Annotated in this window: 19 protein-coding genes; 7 read left to right on the forward strand and 12 right to left on the reverse strand. The window is 66.9% G+C overall.

Annotated features, from left to right (window positions below; translation table 11 throughout):
- Positions 1 to 16 precede the first annotated feature (16 nt).
- From ACP7A5_RS12390 to ACP7A5_RS12405, 4 genes are all read right to left on the reverse strand, one after another.
- Complete coding sequence (locus tag ACP7A5_RS12390; protein ID WP_426042205.1) at positions 17 to 511, reverse strand: hypothetical protein; 495 nt, start codon at positions 509 to 511, stop codon at positions 17 to 19.
- A 95-nt stretch (positions 512 to 606) separates the two neighbouring features.
- Positions 607 to 2,364, reverse strand: coding sequence for a 2-oxo acid dehydrogenase subunit E2 (locus ACP7A5_RS12395; protein ID WP_426042206.1), 1,758 nt, complete (start codon positions 2,362 to 2,364; stop codon positions 607 to 609).
- Positions 2,364 to 3,488, reverse strand: a complete 1,125-nt coding sequence (locus ACP7A5_RS12400; protein ID WP_426042207.1) for an alpha-ketoacid dehydrogenase subunit beta — start codon at positions 3,486 to 3,488, stop codon at positions 2,364 to 2,366. Before ACP7A5_RS12400 ends, ACP7A5_RS12395 begins: the two co-directional genes overlap by 1 nt.
- Entirely contained in the window at positions 3,485 to 4,717 is a 1,233-nt protein-coding gene (locus ACP7A5_RS12405; RefSeq protein ID WP_426042208.1) for a 3-methyl-2-oxobutanoate dehydrogenase (2-methylpropanoyl-transferring) subunit alpha, read from the reverse strand. Before ACP7A5_RS12405 ends, ACP7A5_RS12400 begins: the two co-directional genes overlap by 4 nt.
- A gap of 143 nt (positions 4,718 to 4,860) precedes the next feature.
- Here ACP7A5_RS12405 and ACP7A5_RS12410 point away from each other — a divergent pair, with 143 nt between their 5' ends.
- The 3 genes from ACP7A5_RS12410 (at position 4,861) to ACP7A5_RS12420 (ending at position 7,077) form a co-directional block, all read left to right on the forward strand.
- A complete protein-coding gene (locus ACP7A5_RS12410; protein WP_426042209.1) occupies positions 4,861 to 5,349 on the forward strand; it encodes an Lrp/AsnC family transcriptional regulator in 489 nt (162 codons plus the stop codon).
- A gap of 13 nt (positions 5,350 to 5,362) precedes the next feature.
- Positions 5,363 to 5,971, forward strand: a complete 609-nt coding sequence (locus ACP7A5_RS12415; RefSeq protein WP_426042210.1) for a DUF6338 family protein — start codon at positions 5,363 to 5,365, stop codon at positions 5,969 to 5,971.
- A 170-nt stretch (positions 5,972 to 6,141) separates the two neighbouring features.
- A complete protein-coding gene (locus ACP7A5_RS12420; RefSeq protein WP_426042211.1) occupies positions 6,142 to 7,077 on the forward strand; it encodes a pirin family protein in 936 nt (311 codons plus the stop codon).
- Between the two features lie 28 nt (positions 7,078 to 7,105).
- Here ACP7A5_RS12420 and ACP7A5_RS12425 read toward each other — a convergent pair whose 3' ends face one another.
- The gene (locus tag ACP7A5_RS12425; RefSeq protein WP_426042212.1) at positions 7,106 to 8,455 is read right to left on the reverse strand and encodes an alpha/beta hydrolase family protein; all 1,350 of its coding nucleotides are present in this window, start codon (positions 8,453 to 8,455) and stop codon (positions 7,106 to 7,108) included.
- A 153-nt stretch (positions 8,456 to 8,608) separates the two neighbouring features.
- On the reverse strand, positions 8,609 to 9,568 hold the full coding sequence (locus ACP7A5_RS12430) for an alpha/beta fold hydrolase (protein ID WP_426042213.1): 960 nt from the start codon (positions 9,566 to 9,568) through the stop codon (positions 8,609 to 8,611).
- A gap of 60 nt (positions 9,569 to 9,628) precedes the next feature.
- Here ACP7A5_RS12430 and ACP7A5_RS12435 point away from each other — a divergent pair, with 60 nt between their 5' ends.
- Entirely contained in the window at positions 9,629 to 10,465 is an 837-nt protein-coding gene (locus ACP7A5_RS12435) for an aldo/keto reductase (protein WP_426042214.1), read from the forward strand.
- 122 nt (positions 10,466 to 10,587) lie between these two features.
- Positions 10,588 to 10,917 carry a hypothetical protein gene (locus ACP7A5_RS12440; RefSeq protein WP_426042215.1) on the forward strand — a complete coding sequence of 110 codons (330 nt, stop codon included), beginning with the start codon at positions 10,588 to 10,590 and terminating at the stop codon, positions 10,915 to 10,917.
- Between the two features lie 76 nt (positions 10,918 to 10,993).
- Here ACP7A5_RS12440 and ACP7A5_RS12445 read toward each other — a convergent pair whose 3' ends face one another.
- Together ACP7A5_RS12445 and ACP7A5_RS12450 are read right to left on the reverse strand one after the other, a co-directional pair.
- A complete protein-coding gene (locus tag ACP7A5_RS12445) occupies positions 10,994 to 13,171 on the reverse strand; it encodes a 3-hydroxyacyl-CoA dehydrogenase NAD-binding domain-containing protein (protein ID WP_426042216.1) in 2,178 nt (725 codons plus the stop codon).
- An 11-nt stretch (positions 13,172 to 13,182) separates the two neighbouring features.
- Positions 13,183 to 14,388 (reverse strand): acetyl-CoA C-acetyltransferase, encoded by a 1,206-nt coding sequence (locus tag ACP7A5_RS12450; protein WP_426042217.1) that lies wholly within the window; start codon positions 14,386 to 14,388, stop codon positions 13,183 to 13,185.
- 122 nt (positions 14,389 to 14,510) lie between these two features.
- Between ACP7A5_RS12450 and ACP7A5_RS12455 the strand changes: the two genes are divergently transcribed.
- Complete coding sequence (locus ACP7A5_RS12455; RefSeq protein ID WP_426042218.1) at positions 14,511 to 15,107, forward strand: CAP family protein; 597 nt, start codon at positions 14,511 to 14,513, stop codon at positions 15,105 to 15,107.
- Positions 15,108 to 15,210: 103 nt separating this feature from the next.
- Here ACP7A5_RS12455 and ACP7A5_RS12460 read toward each other — a convergent pair whose 3' ends face one another.
- From ACP7A5_RS12460 to ACP7A5_RS12475, 4 genes are all read right to left on the reverse strand, one after another.
- Positions 15,211 to 15,714 (reverse strand): ferritin-like domain-containing protein, encoded by a 504-nt coding sequence (locus ACP7A5_RS12460; RefSeq protein ID WP_426042219.1) that lies wholly within the window; start codon positions 15,712 to 15,714, stop codon positions 15,211 to 15,213.
- A gap of 84 nt (positions 15,715 to 15,798) precedes the next feature.
- Positions 15,799 to 17,733: a threonine--tRNA ligase gene (gene thrS / locus ACP7A5_RS12465; protein WP_426042247.1), complete on the reverse strand. Its 1,935-nt coding sequence runs from the start codon at positions 17,731 to 17,733 to the stop codon at positions 15,799 to 15,801.
- A gap of 13 nt (positions 17,734 to 17,746) precedes the next feature.
- Positions 17,747 to 18,013 carry a membrane protein insertion efficiency factor YidD gene (gene yidD, locus ACP7A5_RS12470; RefSeq protein WP_426038812.1) on the reverse strand — a complete coding sequence of 89 codons (267 nt, stop codon included), beginning with the start codon at positions 18,011 to 18,013 and terminating at the stop codon, positions 17,747 to 17,749.
- A 13-nt stretch (positions 18,014 to 18,026) separates the two neighbouring features.
- The gene (locus ACP7A5_RS12475; protein ID WP_426042248.1) at positions 18,027 to 18,482 is read right to left on the reverse strand and encodes an iron-sulfur cluster assembly scaffold protein; all 456 of its coding nucleotides are present in this window, start codon (positions 18,480 to 18,482) and stop codon (positions 18,027 to 18,029) included.
- 147 nt (positions 18,483 to 18,629) lie between these two features.
- Between ACP7A5_RS12475 and ACP7A5_RS12480 the strand changes: the two genes are divergently transcribed.
- Positions 18,630 to 19,205 carry a DUF4168 domain-containing protein gene (locus ACP7A5_RS12480; RefSeq protein WP_426042220.1) on the forward strand — a complete coding sequence of 192 codons (576 nt, stop codon included), beginning with the start codon at positions 18,630 to 18,632 and terminating at the stop codon, positions 19,203 to 19,205.
- The last annotated feature ends 2 nt before the right edge of the window (positions 19,206 to 19,207 follow it).

The following is a 19,207-nucleotide window of genomic DNA, read 5'->3' on the forward strand; positions in this document are numbered from 1 at the left end:
CCAATACTCGGAAACGTCAGGGCTGAATCTCTTCGACCAGCTCGATGATGATCTGGAACAACAGGTCGCCCTGCTGGATGCCTTCGACGACGGCAGTCGTGCCTTCGCGCAAGGCGGCGGCATCCTCGGGGACCATGGCGACGGCCAGGGCGCCGACTTCGGGCGTCCAGCCGACCGCGCAGAAGGGGGTGCGGTTCCAGGCGACGCGGAACGGGCCGGTCACGATGTCCTCGCCCTTGATGATCCACGCAGGCTCCAGGGTTGCGAAACCGAAAGCCTCGCAGCCGCGCTCGCCGGGATCGCCCTGTAGATGGTCGTTCGCCCGCGCCCGTGCGGCGGCGATACAGGCCTCGGGCGGTGTCTGTTCGATCGACACGACCCGGCCCACGAAGACTGCGCGCGCGACGGAGGTCTCGTAAGAGGCGTTCGGCGGCGGCGGCATACAGGCCCAGGCGGGGGCCGCTCCAAGCAGGGTGGCGGCGGTCACCGCGGCGGTCAACAGACGGGTCATGGCGCTCTTTCCTCGCGGATCAGAGGTCCATGAACGCGCGTCGGGGCGCGTCCGCAAACTGTTTGTGCCTGACGATGCCGACATGAGGTCTCGCCTCAGCCCATCCACAGCGTCGCGGGATGCTCCAGCAGGCCCTTGATCCGTTGCACGAAGACGGCCGCGTCGTGGCCGTCGACGATGCGGTGATCGAAGCTGGACGACAGGTTCATCATCTTGCGCACGACCATCTGGCCGTTCCGGACCACGACCCGTTCCTCGATCTTGTTGGGGCCGACGATGGCGACCTCGGGGTGGTTGATGATCGGGGTGTGGACCAGGCCGCCGAGCGTGCCCAGCGAGGTGATGGTGATGGTCGAGCCGCTGAGCTCTTCCCGTTTCGCCGAACCGTCCTTGGCCGCGCCTGAGACGCGGGCGATCTCGGCGGCGGTGTCCCAGGGATCGCGCGCCTCAGCATGACGGACCACCGGCACCATCAGGCCGTTCTGCGTCTGGGCGGCGATGCCCAGATGAACGGCGGCGTGGCTGGTCAGGACGCCGGCGTCGTCATCGTAATGGCTGTTGATCGTCGGCTGGTCGCGCAGGGCCACGACGATGGCGCGGGCGATGAAGGGCAGGACGTTGAGCTTGGCCTTGCCTGTCGTCTTGGCCTGGGCATTCAGATGGGCGCGAAGCTCCTCCAGCGCCGTGACGTCGATCTCCTCCACATAGGTGATGTGGGGGATGCGCCGGACGCTCTCGGCCATCTTCTCCGCGATCTTGCGGCGCAGGCCGATGATACGGACCTCCGTGGTCCCCTCGGCCTTCGCATAGGTCGAGGCGGACGCAGATGATCCGTGCTCGGACGGAACGCGTGCGCCGCCCGCGACGAAGGCGTCGAGGTCGCCGTGTTCGATGCGCCCGGCCGGGCCGGAGCCTGGCACGAACTGCAGGTCCAGACCCAGTTCACGGGCGCGCTTGCGCACGGCAGGCGAGGCCAGGGGGCGGACGCCGGGCGTCTGGGCCTGACGGGGGACGGGCGGGGACTTGCCCCCCTCCCCCGCTTCGCGGCTACTCCCCCCAATGGGGGGAGATTTGGCAGGGACAGCGGGGCGCGATCCTCCCCCGTCGGGGGAGGGGGACCGCGAAGCGGTGGAGGGGGCCGGGGCGGATGCCGCCGTGACCGGAGCAGCCGCGACATTGCCGGCGCCCTCGACGTTGAAGCTGACCAGGGCGCCGCCGACCGGAGAGGCCTTGCCGACTTCGCCGTGCAGGGCGGCGACAACGCCCGCGACCGGGGACGTCAGCTCGACGGTCGCCTTGTCGGTCATGATCTCGGCGAGGATCTGGTCCTCGGCGACGGTGTCGCCGACCGCGACATGCCAGGCGACCAGCTCGGCCTCGGCGGTGCCTTCGCCGACGTCGGGGAGCTTGAAGACGTAGTTGCCGGCGGCGGGGGCGGCGGCCAAGAGCCCCTCCGTCACTCCGCTGTCGCTCCGTGCCACCTCCCCATTCTGCGAATGGGGAGGAGACGTTTCGGCGTCGGTCTCCTCCCCGTCCGCGCTTGCGGATGGGGAGGTGGATCCGAGCGCTTGTGAGGAGACGGAGGGGTTCTGTGCGTCCGCATTGCCCGCGCCCTCGACCTCGAACTCGACCAGCGGGCCGCCGACCGGCGACATGGCGCCGGGTTCGCCGTGCAGGGCCGTGACCACGCCGGAGACCGGGCTGGTCAGTTCGACGGTGGCCTTGTCGGTCATGATGTCGGCCAGCAGCTGGTCCTCGGCGACGACATCGCCGATCGCGACGTGCCAGCCGACCAGTTCGGCCTCGGCGGTGCCTTCGCCCACGTCGGGCAGTTTGAAGACGTAGCGGCCCATCAGCGTGCCCCCCCGGTCATCACGGATTTCAAGGCGGTGGCGACCCGTTCCGGCCCGGGGAAATACTCCCACTCGAAGGCGTGCGGATAGGGCGTGTCCCAGCCGCAGACGCGGGTTACGGGCGCTTCCAGGTGATAGAAGCAGCGCTCCTGAACCAGGGCGGACAGCTCTCCTCCGTACCCGGAGGTTTTCGGCGCCTCGTGCACGATGACGCAGCGGCCGGTCTTCTTCACCGAGGCCTCGATGGTCTCGATATCGAGCGGCACGAGCGAGCGCAGGTCGATGACCTCGGCGTCGACGCCCGCGTGTTCCGCGCCGGCCAGCGACACCCAGACCATCGTGCCGTAGCACAGGATCGTGACGTCATTGCCCTCGCGCATGATCCGCGCCTTGCCGATAGGCTCGACATATTTGCCGGTCGGGACCTGGGCCAGATCCTGGGTCTTCCACGGCGAGACCGGCTTCTGGTGCCAGCCGTCGAAGGGGCCGTTGTAGAGCCGTTTGGGCTCGAAGAAGATGACCGGGTCGTCGTCCTCGATGGCTGCGGTCAGCAGGCCCTTGGCGTCATAGGGGTTGGACGGGATGACGACCTTGAGGCCTGCGATATGGGTGAACAGGGCCTCGGGGCTCTGGCTGTGGGTCTGGCCGCCGAAGATACCGCCCCCGTAGGGCGAACGGACCACGATGGGCGAGGTGAACTGGCCGCCCGAGCGATAGCGCATCTTGGCCGCTTCGCTGACGATCTGGTCGTAGGCCGGATAGATGTAGTCGGCGAACTGGATCTCCACGACCGGACGCAGGCCGTAGGCCCCCATGCCGATGGCGGCGGCGACGAGGCCGCATTCCGAGATCGGAGTGTCGAAGCTGCGGGTCAGGCCGTGCTTCTGCTGCAGCTGGTCGGTGACGCGGAAGACGCCGCCGAAATAGCCGGCGTCCTCGCCGAACGACAGCACGTTGGGGTCTTCGGCCATCTTTACATGCAGGGCCGAGTTCAGCGCCTGGATCATGTTCATCGGCGCGACGGCGGCCGCCTCGGATGCGACCGAGGCGGGGGCGTTATTCTCGTCGATCATGTCGGGTTCGATACCGTCCGTGCGATCGGCCTCGCTGAAGGACTCGCTCATACTCCGACCTCCCGGCGCTGTTCGACCAGGCGCCAGTCCTCGGTCGCATAGACCTCTTCGAACATCGTCTTCACGCTCGGGCGCGACTGGCCGAGCGTGCCGATAGCCTCGGACTCCTTGCCGGCGGCGCGGACCTGGGCGACGGCCTCGGCCTCCGCTTCGGCCTGGGCTTCGTCGGACCATTCGCCGAGCGCGATCAGATGCTGTTTCAGGCGCGCGATCGGATCGCCCAGGGGCCATTTCTCGTGCTCGTCGCCGGGCCGATAACGGCTCGGGTCGTCCGAAGTCGAGTGGGGTGCGCCACGATAGGTGAACAGCTCGATGACTGTGGCGCCCTGATTGGAACGGGCGCGCTCCTCGGCCCACTGGGTCGCGGCCCAGACGGCGAGGAAGTCATTGCCGTCGACGCGCAGGGCCGGCAGGCCGTAGCCGATGGCCTTGGAGGCGAAGGTGGTCTCAAGCCCGCCGGCGATGCCCTGGAAGGACGAGATGGCCCATTGGTTGTTGACGATGTTGAGGATCACCGGGGCGCGGTAGACGCTGGCGAAGGTCAGGGCGTTGTGGAAGTCGCCCTCGGCCGTGGCGCCGTCGCCGATCCAGGTGATGGCGATCTTGTCGTCGCCCTTGTAGGCGCTGGCCATGGCCCAGCCCACGGCCTGCGGCACCTGGGTGCCGAGGTTCCCCGAGATGGTGAAGAAGCCGAAGTCCCTGGCCGAATACATGATCGGCAGCTGGCGGCCTTTGATCGGGTCCGAAGCGTTGGAATAGATCTGGTTCATCATGTCGACGAGCGGATAGCCGCGCGCGATCAGCAGCCCCTGCTGGCGATAGGTGGGGAAGCCCATGTCCTCGCGCGACAGGATCATGCCCTGGGCGACCGCGATGGCCTCCTCGCCGGTGCACTTCATATAGAAGCTGGTCTTGCCCTGGCGGTGGGCGCGATGCATCCGGTCGTCGAAGGCGCGGGTCAGGATCATCGCCTTCAGACCCTTCTCCAGGGTCTCCGCGTCGAGGCGCGGGTTCCACGGCCCGATGGCGTTGCCTTCGTCGTCCAGCACCCGGATCAGGCGGAAGGCCAGGTCCAGCATCTGCACCGGGCGGGCGTCGACCGGCGGGCGGTCCACACTACCGGCGGCGTCGAGTTTCAGGTGGCTGAAATCCGGGGCATCGCCCGGACGGCCCGAGGGCTCCGGCACGCGCAGCGAGAGCGGCTTGGTGTTCCTGGTCATTCCATCCTGCCGTTCGGTTGATCCGACCGCACTTCTTGGCGGCTGGATAGCATGAGCGCGAAATCAAGGCTCGCCTATTTTAGCCTTGCGTCAAGCAGTTTTAGGGTATTTTATTGCGCCATAACGACAAATGGAGAAACGCATTGGCGGACGAACTGGATCCCATCGACGCTCGAATTCTGGACATCCTGCAGCAGGACGCCGGATTGTCGGTCGCGGAAGTGGCCGAGAGGGTGGGACTGTCGGCCTCGCCGTGCTGGCGCCGGATCAAGAGACTGGAAGATTCCGGCCTGATCCGCAAGCGGGTGACCCTTCTGGACGCCGCCCTGCTGGGTCTGGACTTCGAGGTCTATGCCATCGTCAAGCTGAGCCTGCCCTCGCGTGAGAACCTGGACGCCTTCGAGGCCGCCGTCGCCAACTGGCCCGAGGTGGTCCAGTGCGCCACCATCACCGGGCGCGAGGACTATGTGCTGCGGATCATCACGTCGGACATGCACGCCTTCGACAAATTCCTGCGCGACAAGTTGCTGACCCTCGGCATCGTCTCGGACTGCGAGAGCCATATCGTCACCCGCGGCGTCAAGAATGTGACAACCCTGCCGCTGGGCATCATCACGCCGCATGTGAGTTGAGCCGGGAATCACGATGGATCCGACGAAGATCATTGAAGTGACGCCTGCGGAATTCGCCGCCATCGTTGCTCTTTTTCTGCCCGGGTTCGTATCGTTGAGGGTTGATCGTCTGATTCATCCTCAGCGCGACGGTGGGACCGGTCAGAACATGATCGAAATCCTGGGCTATTCGCTCCTGAACGCCGGTCTGTTGAGTTGGGCCATTCTACAGGCCTCAAAGACGTTGTCGGCGTCTCCCCCTGACTATGGTCTCTTGGCTCTCTATGCCCTGTTGATCTGTTTGATCGGGCCAATCGTCTGGCCCGTCGGCTTCAGGCTTGCCCAGCGATGGGCCGCTCGACGAGGCTGGATCGTGGGTCCCTATCGGACAGCATGGGACGATTTCTTCAGTCGCCGGCAACCGGCGTGGATCGTCATCCATATGACCGACGGAAGCTTGCTTGGTGGCTATTTCGGGAAAGATTCCACCGCATCTATGGGAAGCGATGCCGGTCACCTCTATCTGGAGGAGCTCTGGCAGCTCGACCAGGATGGCAAATTTCTGAAAGTCGTCCCGGAGTCTCAAGGTGCAATTTTCCGTCCGACAGACTATTTGTGGGTCGAGTTCAGGAGAGACGACTGATGTCGCGACAACCATTTTTGCAACCTCCCCGGAACGAGGAGCGTGGAGGCTGGTCGCCAGTCTCGAATGGCCCGAAAAATCCACCGCAGGGACCGTCCGCCATTCCCGTGAGGCCATCATCCCCGCCATCGCCGCCCCCGCCTCGTCGCTGAATTGCTGGAGAGACGCTAGTGATCGAGATGGTGATCGACGCCCGTAAGAAGGACCTCGGCGGGTTCGAGGTCGGGCGCATCCTGCCCTTCCATTCGCGCCGGATGGTCGGGCCCTTCATCTTCCTCGATCACATGGGACCGGCCGAGTTCGCGCCGGGTGCGGATGCGATCAACGTCCGCCCGCACCCGCACATCGGCCTGTCGACCCTGACCTATCTGTTCGAGGGCGAGATCATGCACCGCGACAGCCTCGGCTACACCCAGGCGATCCGGCCGGGCGAGGTCAACTGGATGACCGCGGGCAAGGGCATCACCCACTCCGAGCGCACGGACCCGCTGAAGAAGGCGCAGGGCGGCCCGATGAACGGGATGCAGGCCTGGATCGCCCTGCCGGACGAGGCGGAAGAGGTCGATCCGTCGTTCCAGCATTACGGCGAGGACGCCCTGCCGGCCTATGAGAACGGCGGCCTGTTCGCCCGTCTGGTGGCGGGCGAAGCCTACGGCGCCAGCGCCAATGTGAAGACCTCGTCGCCGCTCTTCTATGTGCATTGGGAGATGCAGGAAGGGGTGCGCACCGCCCCGCCTCCGGGCAAGGGTTCGGGCGGCATGTCCGAGCGGGCTCTCTATGTCGCCAAGGGCTCGATCGAGGTCGGCGACCGCACCTTCCACGAGGGCCAGATGATCGTGCTGGAGCCCAATGCCGAGCCGACGGTGAAGTCGCTGACGCCGGCCACCGTCATGGCCCTGGGCGGCGAGCCGGTCGGGCAGCGTCTGATCTGGTGGAACTTCGTGTCGTCCTCCCAGGCGCGGCTGGACCAGGCGAAGGAAGACTGGAAGGCCGGGCGGATGAAGCTGCCCGACGAGGACGATCTGGAGTTCATTCCGTTGCCGGAGGATTCCGCCGTGACGACCCGATCCGAGCCGATCAAGCCGGAACCGACACACCCGGTCTAGCGGATCCTCTCCCAGAGGGAGAGGGGACCTATTTCGTTGTCACCCGCACGATCCAGTCGCCCACGGTGGTCAGGGCGGCGAGTGCGAGGGTCTCGGTGATCGTCCCGTATTCACCCGGAAGGCCGGTCCCGGACGTCTGCATCAGATGGTTCAGGCCGGGCAGGACGACGACTTCCGCGTCGGGCCGGATGCGGGACAGCGCTTCGCTGTTCTGGTCGGCGGGCACCTGCACGTCCTTGCCTCCATAGACGGCCAGCAGCGGCATGTTCAGCCCGGCGAGAGCGGGCGCAGGATCATAGGAGGCGAAGAAGCGGTAAGCCGGCGAACTCATCATCACGACACTGCCGCGGGATTCCTCCGGGCTGCGGCCCGCATCCCGTAACGCGCCCTCTAACGCGCTCGCGGCGGCCGCGCCGTCATCCTTGTTGTTGACGACGGCAGCCATGAAAGTGGCCTGTCGGCCGCGAGCTTCGGCTACCTGTTCCGGCGTGACCCCCGCAGCGGTCGCGATCCGGGCTACCTGCTCGACGATGATGTCCGCCCCGGTCACGGCGGGTCCGGCCAACAGCACGACGAAGGCGGCCGGCGCGCCCTGCTGAACCGCCAGAGGCGCGACAAGCCCGCCCTCGCTATGGCCCATCAAGCCGATCCGCGCGGGATCGATGTCCGACCGGCCCCGCAACCACGCGACGGCCGTTACCGCGTCGGTCGCGAAATCGTCGACCGTCTCATCGAGGCCGCCGCCGCCCGATCCGCCCACGCCCCGATCGTCATAGCGCAGTACGGCGATCCCGCGTCGCGTCAGGGCGTCGGCCCAGACGGCGAAGGGCTTGTGATCGAACACGGTCTCGTCCCGGTCCTGGGCGCCCGATCCGGTCAGCAGGACGACCGCCGGGAACGGCCCGGCGCCGACGGGCACGGTCAGGGTCCCGGCCAGGGTGATCCCGGCGCCCTCGTTACGGAACGTCACGTCTTCGGCGGCATAGGGAAAGGGCGGGACGGGGGTCTGGGGCCGCGCCGGACCCGCAGGCTCTGCTCCCGTCGCCGCCCGCGTCAGGATGAGCGGCATTGAGGCTGCGCCTTGCGACCAGGCGCCGGTCCAGGTCTGACCGTCGGCAGAGCGTGCGCCCTCGAACCGGCCATGGGCGACGGGCACGGTGAAGCGCACGACGCCGCCTGTTTCGCTCAATTCGGTGACTGGAATGCCGTGCGCATTCTGCGCCGGGCTGTCCATGAAGACCTGTCCGTCCGCCTCGACGCGGATCACGAGCGGCAGGGATGTCCCGCCGACGTTCAGCGCACCCTCCCAGCGACCGACCAGATCAGCGGCTTCAGCCTGGGCGGGGGCGACGACGGGCGGGACGGGCATCGCGATCATGCGACTCTCTCAACAAGCCAACCTCCACCGTGCACCCCGGCGAAGGCCGGGGTCCAGATGGAAATCGAGTTATCGGCAGGCTGGATGCGGTGGCGCATCCAGACGACCGGGTCTGTGATCTGCACGGACAAAGAGAAACGGGCGGTGTCTCCTCTAAAGAGACCGAAGGAACTCCAGCAGCGCCGCATTGACCTCATCCGGCCGCTCCTGCTGCAGCCAGTGGCCGGCGCCCGGCAGGACGGTCTGGTTGCGCAGGTCGGTGAGCCAGTCCTTCAGCCCCGCCTCGTGCTGACCCGCATAGTGGCGGACGGGATCGCGCTCGCCGACCATGAACATCGACGGCTGGCGGATCTGTTTGCCTTGCAGGAAGGCGGTCAGGGCCCAGTTGCGGTCGATGTTCCGATACCAGTCCATCGGCCCCCTGAAGCCGCCGGCGGTGAAGGCCGCGACATATTCCGCGTGGTGCGCCTCGCTCATCCACGGCGGCAGCGTCGCGTCCTCGGGTGCCTCGGAGAGGAAGTTTTCCCCCGGAGCGATGAAGCCGGTCGACTGGCGATCGGACGGGGTCGATCCGTCGTAGGAATAGAACCCCTTGCGGAGGCCTCCCGCCACATCGGCTTCGAAGATGGTGTGATGATCGGGGTCCTGGAACTGGACCATGTAGAGCTCGCCGAGACCGGCGCGTCTGGCCAGGGCGGACATGGCGGCGGTCGGCGGCCCGTTCGGACGGCGCGGCTGGAACGGCACCGACAGTCCGGCCACGGCGGTAAACACATCCGGCCGCATCAGGGCGCAGTGCCAGGCGACCGGCGCGCCCCAGTCGTGGCCGACGACGATGCAGGTCTCCGCTCCCAAGGCCCGGACCAGATCGACCATGTCGCCGACCAGATTGAGGATCGAATAGTCCTCGACCCGCTGCGGCTTGTCTGTGCCGCCATAGCCGCGCATGTCCGGCGCCACCGCGTGGTAGCCCGCCTCGGCGAGGGCCTGAACCTGCGCCCGCCAGCTGATGCCCAGTTCGGGGAAGCCGTGGATCAGCAGCACCAGAGACCCTTCGCCGGCCTCCAGAATCTGTTGCCTGAGGCCGTCGGTCTGGACGATGCGGGTCTGCATGGGGCGGGTTCTCCGACGAGGCCTTTGAAGCCGAACGCGACGTCGTGCATTGATGTCGCCATGACGCGCATGACCAGCTTCTCCGACGGTACGATCGTTCCGGCCCTGGGCCAAGGGACCTGGATGATCGGCGACGATCCCAGGACCCGCGACGCCGAACAGGCAGCCCTGTCTCGCGGCATCGACCTGGGTCTGACCCTGATCGACACGGCGGAACTGTATGGCGACGGCCGGTCCGAGCGGCTGGTCGGCGAGGTCATCAAGGATCGCCGGGACGAGGTCTTCCTGGTCTCCAAGATCCGGCCCGAGAATGCCGGCGAGATGACCATGATGCTCCATTGCGAGAAGTCGCTGGAACGGCTCGGCGTCGACCGCCTCGACCTCTATCTGCTGCACTGGGAGAGCCGTCACCCGCTGGAGGAGATCGTCGCCGGGTTCGAGGAACTGATCGACGAGGGAATGATCGCCCGCTGGGGCGTGTCCAACCTCGATATCCGCACCATGAACCGGCTGGATGAGGTCGACGGCGGGGAGCGCTGCGCCACCAACCAGCTGCTGTACAATCTCGGCTCGCGCGGGATCGAGTTTGACCTGCTGCCCTGGCAGCAGGAGCGGCTGATGCCGGTGATGGCCTATTCGCCACTCGGGCGGGGCGATCTGCTGGCTCATCCGGCGCTGCAGGCCGTGGCCGACCGACACGACGCGACTCCGGCCCAGATCGCGCTGGCGGCGGTCCTGCGTCAGGAGGGCGTCATCGCCATCCCCAAGGCCTCGACCGTCGCCCATGTCGAGGCCAATGCGGCGGCGCTGGAGATCGAACTGGACCCCGAGGACCTCGAAGCCCTCGACCGCGCCTTCCCGCCGCCCTCCACCGCACAGCCGCTGGACATTATCTGAAGAAGCCGGACCGGCGCTGACGAGAAATGACGCCGCATACGGCCACGCTTTTCGGCTGGCCGTTGTTCGGATACAGAAATTTCCATTACGCCGACATGTCGTCGGCTGGGGAAGTTTCCACCATGCGTAGCCTGTTCATGATGGTCGCGGCCGCCGCCGCCATCGCCGTTCCGGCCGTCGCCCAGACGGGCGCTGTGTCCTTCTCGATCGAGAACAACAGCGAGCACACCATCGACGCCATCCTCTATGGCCAGTCGTCCTCGGACGAGTGGAGCGACAACATCCTCGACGTCCTGGTCGAGCCCGGCGACACGGTCGAGATCACCGTCGACGACGACCTCGAAGACTGCATGTACGACTTCGCCTACAGCTTCGACGACGGTACGGCCTATGCCGAGCGGGTCGACATGTGCGAGATCAACGGCACGACCTACGAGTTCACCGGCGGCTGATCCGTTCACGGATCGCCAAAGAAAACGGCCCCGGGAGCGATCCCGGGGCCGTTGTCTTTTCAGGCTCTGACAGCGATCAGGCCGCGGCCTTCGCCCCCGTGAACCTGCCGTAGAAGGTCTCGTCCTTGGCGGCCATGTCGCGCAGCAGTTGCGGGACCTTGAAGCGGTCGCCGTAGCGGGCGGCGTAGTCGTCGGCCTGGGCCACGAAGGCCTTCAGCCCGATCTGGTCGATGTAGGTGATCGGGCCGCCGGTCCAGGGCGCGAAGCCCCAGGCCAGGATGGCGCCGACATCGGCCTCGCGCGGGTCGTCGATGACGCCCTCTTCCCAGCAACGCGCCACTTCCACCGCCTGGCGATAGAGCAGGCGCTGCTTCTGATCCTCGACCAGCTCCGGCGTCGAATCGTTGATCTTGACCGGCGCCAGTTCCGACAGGCCCGACCAGAGCTTCTTGGGCTTCACGTCGTAGTCGTAGAAGCCCTTGCCGTTCTTGCGGCCGTAGCGGCCCAGGTCCTCGACCATCGTGCGGATGATCTCGGCGCCCGCCAGCGGCACGTATTTGTCGCCCAGGTCGAGGGCGGTCTGTTTCGACACCTTCATCGACAGATCGAGCGCGACGTCGTCGTGCATTTCCAGGGGGCCGCGCGGCATGCCGGTCATGCGACCGATGTTGTCGATCAGGGCCGGCGCATAGCCCTCCTCCAGCATGGCCAACCCTTCCGCCACATAGGTGCCGAAGCAGCGCGAGGTGTAGAAGCCGCGGCCGTCGTTGACGATGATCGGGGTCTTCTTGATCTTCATGACGTAGTCGAGCGTCCTGGCGATCGCGGCCTGCCCCGTCTTCTCGCCCAGGATGATCTCGACCAGCATCATCTTGTCGACCGGCGAGAAGAAGTGGATGCCGATGAAGTCCTCGGGACGCACGCTCGCCTCGGCCAGGCCGGTGATCGGCAGGGTCGAGGTGTTGGATCCGAACACAGCTCCGGCTTCAAGCTGGGCCTCGGCGCGTTTGGTGACGTCGGCCTTGATCTCGCGGTTCTCGAACACCGCCTCGATGACAAGGTCCGAACCCTTGATCTGGTCATAGTCGGTGGTCGCGATGACCGAGCCGAGCAGCGCGTCGTACTTGTCCTGGGTCAGCTGACCGCGCGACAGGCGCTTCTTCAGAAGCTCCTCGACGTGGGCCTTGCCCTTGTCGGCGTCTTCCTGGGTGCGGTCGATCAGGATGGTCTGGATGCCGGCGAGCGCCTGCACATAGGCGATGCCCGCGCCCATCATGCCGGCGCCTATGACGGTGACCTTCTTCGTATCTGAAGCCGGGATGCCGGCCGGACGCACGGCGCCCTTGTCCAGTTCCTGCTTCGACAGGAACAGCGAGCGGATCATGCCCTGGGCCTGCGGGGTCATCAGGGTCTTGATGAAGTAGCGGGTCTCGATCCGCAGGGCGGCGTCCATCGGCACCTGAATGCCCTCATAGACGGCCTTCATCAGATTGATGACGGCCGGATAGTTGCCGTAGGACTGCTTGCGGATCATCGCGTTGCCGACCAGGAAGTTCTGTATGCCGGCCGGGTGGTAGGGGCCGCCGCCGGGCTGTTTGAACGACTTGTCGTCCCACGGCTGCACGGCCTTGCCGCCGCCGTTGATCCAGGCCTTGGCGGCCTCGACTTCCGAACCCTTGGCCACGACCTCATTGACTACGCCCGCGCCCCTGGCGTCGTTCGGACGCCAGGAGGAGCCAGCGCTCATCGCCGTCATCGCCGCCTGCACGCCGATCATGCGCGGCAGGCGCTGGGTGCCGCCACCGCCGGGGAACAGGCCGACCTTGATCTCGGGCAGGCCGAGCTGGATCTTCGGATCGTCGCCGACCACACGGTAGTGGCAGGCCAGCGTCAGTTCCAGACCACCGCCGAGCGCCAGGCCGTTGATGGCCGCCGCGATCGGCTTGCCGCAGGTCTCCAGCGCGCGCAGCGAGCCGTTCATCTTCCAGCCCGCGTCGAACGCGGCTTGAAGGTCGCCGCCGCCGGCCAGCGATCCGCCGGCCATGTCGCCCAGGTCGGCCCCGGCGCAGAAGCCCGAGGCCTTGCCCGAGGTGAGGACCGCACCCTTGATGGCGTCGTCGGTCTTGATGCGTTCGACCAGCTCAGGCAGCTCGGCCATCACGCTGGAGGTCAGGGTGTTCATCGAACGGCCCGGCACGTCGAAGGTGACCAGGGCGATGCCGTCGGCGTCGACGTCGATCTTGAAGTTTTCCATGCTCGTGATCCTCAGACGCGTTCAATGACGGTGGCGGTGCCCATGCCGCCGCCGATGCACAGGGTGATCAGGGCGGTCGACTTGTCGGAGCGCTCCAGCTCGTCGAGGGCGATGCCGGTGATCATGGCGCCGGTGGCGCCGAGCGGGTGGCCCATGGAGATGCCGCCGCCGTTCACGTTCATCTTGTCGTGCGGGATGTCCAGCGCCTGCATGTAGCGCAGGACCACCGCGGCGAAGGCCTCATTGAGCTCCCACACGTCGATGTCGGCGACGGTCATGCCCAGCCTGCCGAGCAGCTTCTTCGTCACGAATTCCGGGCCGGTCAGCATGATCGAGGGTTCGGAGCCGATCGAGGCGGCGCCGACGATGCGGGCGCGGGGTTTGAGGCCCAGGGCCTTTCCGGCTTCCAGGGTGCCGATCAGCACCCCGGCCGAGCCGTCGACGATGCCCGAGGAGTTGCCGGGCGTATGCACGTGGTTGACCCGCTCGACCTCGGGGTAGCGCTGGCTGATCACGGCGTCGAAGGCCATCTCGCCCATCATGGCGAAGGAGGGGTTCAGTCCGCCCAGCGACTGCATGTCCGTGTTCGGACGGATGGTCTCGTCGCGGTCCAGTTGGACCAGGCCGAGCTGGTTCCTGACCGGGACGACCGATTTCGAGAAGCGGCCGTCGGCCCAGGCGGCGGCGGCGCGCTTGTGGCTCTCTACGGAATAGGCGTCCACGTCATCGCGGCTGAAGCCGTATTTCGACGCGATCATGTCGGCCGAGACGCCCTGGGGCACGAAATAGGTCGGGAAGGCCGAGGACGGATCCACCGGCCAGGCGCCGCCGTCCGAGCCCATGGGCACCCGGCTCATGGCCTCGACGCCGCCGCCGACGGCGAAATCGGCCTCGCCGGATTTTACCTTGGCGGCCGCCATGTTCACGGCTTCCAGGCCCGACGCGCAGAAGCGGTTGATCTGGACGCCGGCCACGCTCTGGGCCCAGCCCGCCGACAGCACGGCGGTGCGGGCGATGTCCGCGCCAAGCTCTCCGACCGGAGTGACGCACCCCAGGATGACGTCGTCGACCTTCGACGTGTCCAGGCCGTTGCGGTCGCGCAGCGCTTCCAGCACCTGGGTCGCCAGGCTCAGCCCGGTGATCTCGTGCAGGGATCCGTCCTTCTTGCCCTTGCCGCGCGGCGTCCGCACGGCGTCGTAGATATAGGCCTCGGTCATGGGGTCAGTCTCCATTGAGGACGGATTGGAAGGTAAAGCGTCTAAAGCCGACGTTTACGTCAACGTCAAGATAAGAGTTGTCTCGCCTTGGAACAGCCCCCATCGCGGGGGATTGCTCCCCGATGAACACCCGATCCCTTCTCGCTGCAATCGTCGCCGTCCTCGCCCCGGCCATGAACGCCTGCGCCCAGTCCGGTCCGGCGGAGGAACGGGTCTGGATCCAACCGGCCTCGGAACAGGCCCGGACCCTGCAGCCCATCGCGCCCGCCGACGACGCCCGACCCTCCGACGAGGTCGAGGCGCGCCTTCTGGCGGCCCACAACCGCGAGCGCGCGCAAGCCAACAGCCAGCCGCTGATCTGGAGCGACATCCTGGAGGCCGAGGCGCGCGACTGGGCCGTCGAACTGATCGACAGCGGCCGTTTCGCCCACGATCCGCGCCCGCACGGCCACGGCGAAAACCTGTGGATGGGCTGGGGCGACCGGGTCTTCACGCCCGAGAACATGGTCGGTGACTGGATCACGGAGCGGCGAGACTATCGCCCCGGCGTCTTTCCGGACGTCAGCCGCACCGGCGACTGGATCGCGGTCGGCCACTACACCCAACTGATCTGGCGCGGCACGACCCACGTCGGCTGCGCGGTCGCAAGCCGGGGCGACCGGGCCGTGCTGGCCTGCCGCTATTCGCCGCCCGGCAATATCGACGGCCAGAGGCCGTGACGGCGAGGTCGACGCCAGGGCGACAGCCGCACGGACGATCATAGGCGCAGGTGGAAGCCGGCGGGATCGCTCCCGCCGGCTCCGTTCGGACAGAAACGGGTACCTAGGCGGCCTTGGGCTGCGTAGCCTGTTCGTTGACGGTGGCGTCGGCGATGGTCGTCAGGTCCTCGTCCGTCTGGCTTTCCTCCTGCAGGGTCTCATCCAGCAAGGCGGCCGCGTCCTTCATGCCGAGCACCAGGGCCCAGCGCTTCAGCGTGCCGTAGCGGGTGATCTCATAGTGTTCGACGGCCTGGGCGGCGGCCAGAAGACCGGCGTCGAGCGCCGCCGTGCCCTTGTACTCCTCGGCGATCTCGTCGCCCTCGGCCAGGATGCCTTCGATGGCGTCACAGGTCTTGCCACGCGCCGGCTTGCCGATGATCTCGAACACCTGCTGCAGGCGTTCGATCTGGACCTCGGTCTGGCCGATATGTTTCTCGAACGCCGCCTTCAGGTCCGGCGACTGCGCCGCGCGGACCATCTTCGGCAGGGACTTCAGGATCTTCCGCTCGGCGTAATAGATGTCCTTGAGCGTGTCGTGGAACAGGGTGTCGAGGGTCTTCTCAGCCATGGTGCAAATTCCTTTTTGATGCGCCCAGCGCGCGCACCAAAAAGGAGATCTGCGTCCGATGGTTCCTGTGTTCGGCAGCGGACTCTAGGCGGTCTTGAGCCGCTTCAGATCCGGCGGCGTGGCTTCGTCGGTCAGGATGCGGATGGCCTCCTCGACCGAGACGACCGTCTGCGCCTGCGACCCAAGACGGCGGATGGCGACCTTGCCTTCTTCCGCCTCTTGCCGCCCGACCACGGCGATGACCGGCACCTTGCCGACCGAATGCTCGCGCACCTTGTAGCCGACCTTCTCGTTGCGCAGATCGGTCTCGACCCGCAGGCCCGCCGCCTTGAACTTCGCCGCGACCTCTTCGGCATAGCCGTCCGCGTCCGAGGTGATGGTCGCGACCACCGCCTGCACCGGTGCTAGCCACAGGGGGAAGGCCCCGGCGTAGTTCTCGATCATGATGCCGATGAACCGCTCGAACGAGCCCAGGATGGCCCGGTGCAGCATGACCGGCCGGTGTTTCTGGCCGTCCTCGGCGATGTAGGTGGCATCGAGCCGTTCCGGCAGCACATAGTCCAGCTGGATCGTGCCGCAGGTCCATTCGCGGCCGATGGCGTCCTTGACGATGAAGTCCAGCTTGGGCGCGTAGAAGGCGCCGTCGCCGGGCGTGACGACCGGCTCGGTCCCGGCGGCGCGGGCGGCCTCGGCCATCAGGGCCTCGGCCTTGTCCCAGAATTCATCGCTGCCGGCGCGCATGTCGGGGCGCGTGCCGAGGCTGATATAGGCCGTTTCCATGCCGAGATCGGCGTGGACCGAGCGGGCGAGGTCGATGAAGCTCGACGTCTCCTCGACGATCTGGTCCTCGCGGCAGAAGATGTGGGCGTCGTCCTGGGTGAAGCCGCGTACCCGCATCAGGCCGTGCAGCGATCCGGACGGCTCATAGCGGTGGCAGGCGCCGAACTCGGCCATGCGCAGGGGCAGTTCGCGATAGGAACGCTGGCCCTGATCGAAGATCTGCACGTGGCCCGGGCAGTTCATCGGTTTGAGGCTCAGTTCCTCGCCCTCGACCGTCTCGCAGACGAACATGTTGGGCCGGTACTTCTCCCAGTGGCCGCTCTGTTCCCAGAATTTGCGGTCCAGCACCTGGGGCGTCTTGACCTCGACATAGCCGGCGGCGTCCAGGCGGCGGCGCATATAGGCCTCCAGCACGCGCCACAGAACCCAGCCCTTGGGGTGCCAGAAGACCATGCCGCGGCCCTCTTCCTGCATGTGGAAGAGCTCCATCGCCTTGCCCACCTTGCGGTGGTCGCGCTTCTCGGCCTCCTCCAGACGGGTCAGATAGGCGTCGAGATCCTCCTTCGTCGCCCAGGCGGTGCCGTAGATGCGCTGCAGCTGTTCGCGATTGCTGTCCCCACGCCAGTAGGCCCCGGCCAGCTTGGTCAGCTTGAAGGCCTTGCCCACCGACTTGGTCGAGGGGAAGTGCGGGCCCCGGCAAAGGTCGATCCAGTCGCCCTGCCTGTACAGGGTGATCGTCTCCGTGCCCGGCAGGTCGCGGATCAGCTCGGCCTTGAACGCCTCGCCGCGCGCCTCGAAGAAGGTGATCGCCTCGTCGCGGTCCCAGACCTCGCGCTCGAACTTCGCGTCGCGATCCACGATCCGCGACATCTCCTTTTCGATGGCGGCGAAGTCGTCGGTCGAGAAGGGCTGCTCGCGGAAGAAGTCGTAATAGAACCCGTCCTCGATGGCCGGACCGATCGTGACCTGGGTTCCGGGGAACAGCGTCTGCACCGCCTCGGCCAGCACGTGGGCCGCATCATGCCGGATGGTATACAGCGCCTCCGGGTCGTCGCGCATGATCAGGCGGAAGTCGCCGCCGGTCTCCAGCACGCGGTTCAGGTCGCGCTGCTCGCCGTTCAGTTCGGCCAGAACGGCCTTCTTGGCCAGCGACGGCGAGATGGCGTGGGCCACGTCCCGGGCGGTCGATCCGGCTGCATACTCGCGCACGGCGCCGTCGGGGAATTTCAGTTCGATCATCATGGGGTGTTCGTCACTTTTCGCTTTCGCGCGTCGGGGCAACGACGCTGCGTGGCGGAACCGGATCATATCCCGACCCGCCGAATGGGTGGCATTTACAGAGCCGACGCAGGGTGAGCCATCCCCCCTTGCGTAAACCATGCTGGATCAGGGCGTCGCGGCCATAGTCCGAACAGGTGGGCAAGAACCGGCACGACTGGCCGAAGAAGGGGCTGAGCGTCACCTTGTAGCCCCGATGGGCCGCGCGGACGCCGCGTTCGTAGAGAGTGCCGGGCGCCATCAGATTCTACCGCTCATCCCGCGAGGGCGAGACGAGTTCGTGCATCCAACGCCTGTGAGACCGCGTCCAGCGTCGCTTCAATGGCGACCATGGTGGAGGCATGCCGCGCCGGATAGCCGGCGACCTGCTTCAGGGCGCGCAGGCCCTTGAACCGGCCCTCGGGGCCCTCGCCGCCGGATTTCAACATCGACAGCATGGCGTCGCGGGCGGACTGCAGCTCTTCGGTCGTCGCGCCGATGACGACCTCGCCGACCACGCCCGCCGCAGCCTGACCCAGCGCACAGGCCTTCACATCCTGGGCGAAGTCGGCGATGCGGCCGTCCGCATCCAGCACGACATCGACCGTCGCCTTCGACCCGCACAGTTTGGCGACCCTTTCGCCCGTGCCTTCGGGCTCGGCCAGCCGGCCGGCGTGCGGCAGGTTGGCCGCCAGCGTCAGGATGCGCGTGCTGTAGAGATCGTCGATCATGCCCGCGATATAGGCGCTGGACGCCACGGGGAGAAGACGGCGACATCACGCCCACGTCAGGTCCGGTGATTTGCCACCGGAACGATTGCCGGGTTACCGTTCTTTCCGTCCCCGACGCTTATGTCTTCAGATTGCCAAGGATTTTTTATGCGCCTGACCCTGATCGCCGCCGTTTCCGCCGTCGCCCTGCTGGGCGGAGCCGCCCAGGCTTCCGCCGCCGCGCCGTTGACGACCGCAACCCGGGCGACCGAATATTCCGACGCCCAGCTTCAGGCCTTCGGCACGGCCATGACCGCCGTCCGCGCCGCCTCGCCGACCAATGGATCGGCCCCGAACGCCGAGCAGCAGGCCGCCATGGCCGCCGCCATCGAGTCCGCCGGCATGGACATCACCGCCTTCAACGCCCTGGCCACCGCCGTCTCGACCGACGCAGTGCTCCAGGCGCGCCTCGCCGTCCTCGCCACCCCGGACTCGCCGGCCGGTTCGGTCGCCGCCTCGGTGACCGACGCCGAGGTCGTCCAGTTCGGGGCCGCCATGGTTCAGGTCCGCGCGGCGGCTCCGACCGACGGCACGGCCCCGACCACGGAACAGCAGGCCGCCATGGCCGCCGCCGTCTCGGCCTCGGGTCTGGCCCTGGATCGCTTCAATGCGATCGCCGGCGCCGTCTCGACCGACGAACGCCTGCGCGCCCGTCTCGAGCTCGCCGACGCCAAGGGCGGCTGAGC

The organism is Brevundimonas sp. TWP2-3-4b1, from assembly GCF_049897665.1.
GTDB classification, from domain to species: domain Bacteria; phylum Pseudomonadota; class Alphaproteobacteria; order Caulobacterales; family Caulobacteraceae; genus Brevundimonas; species Brevundimonas subvibrioides_B.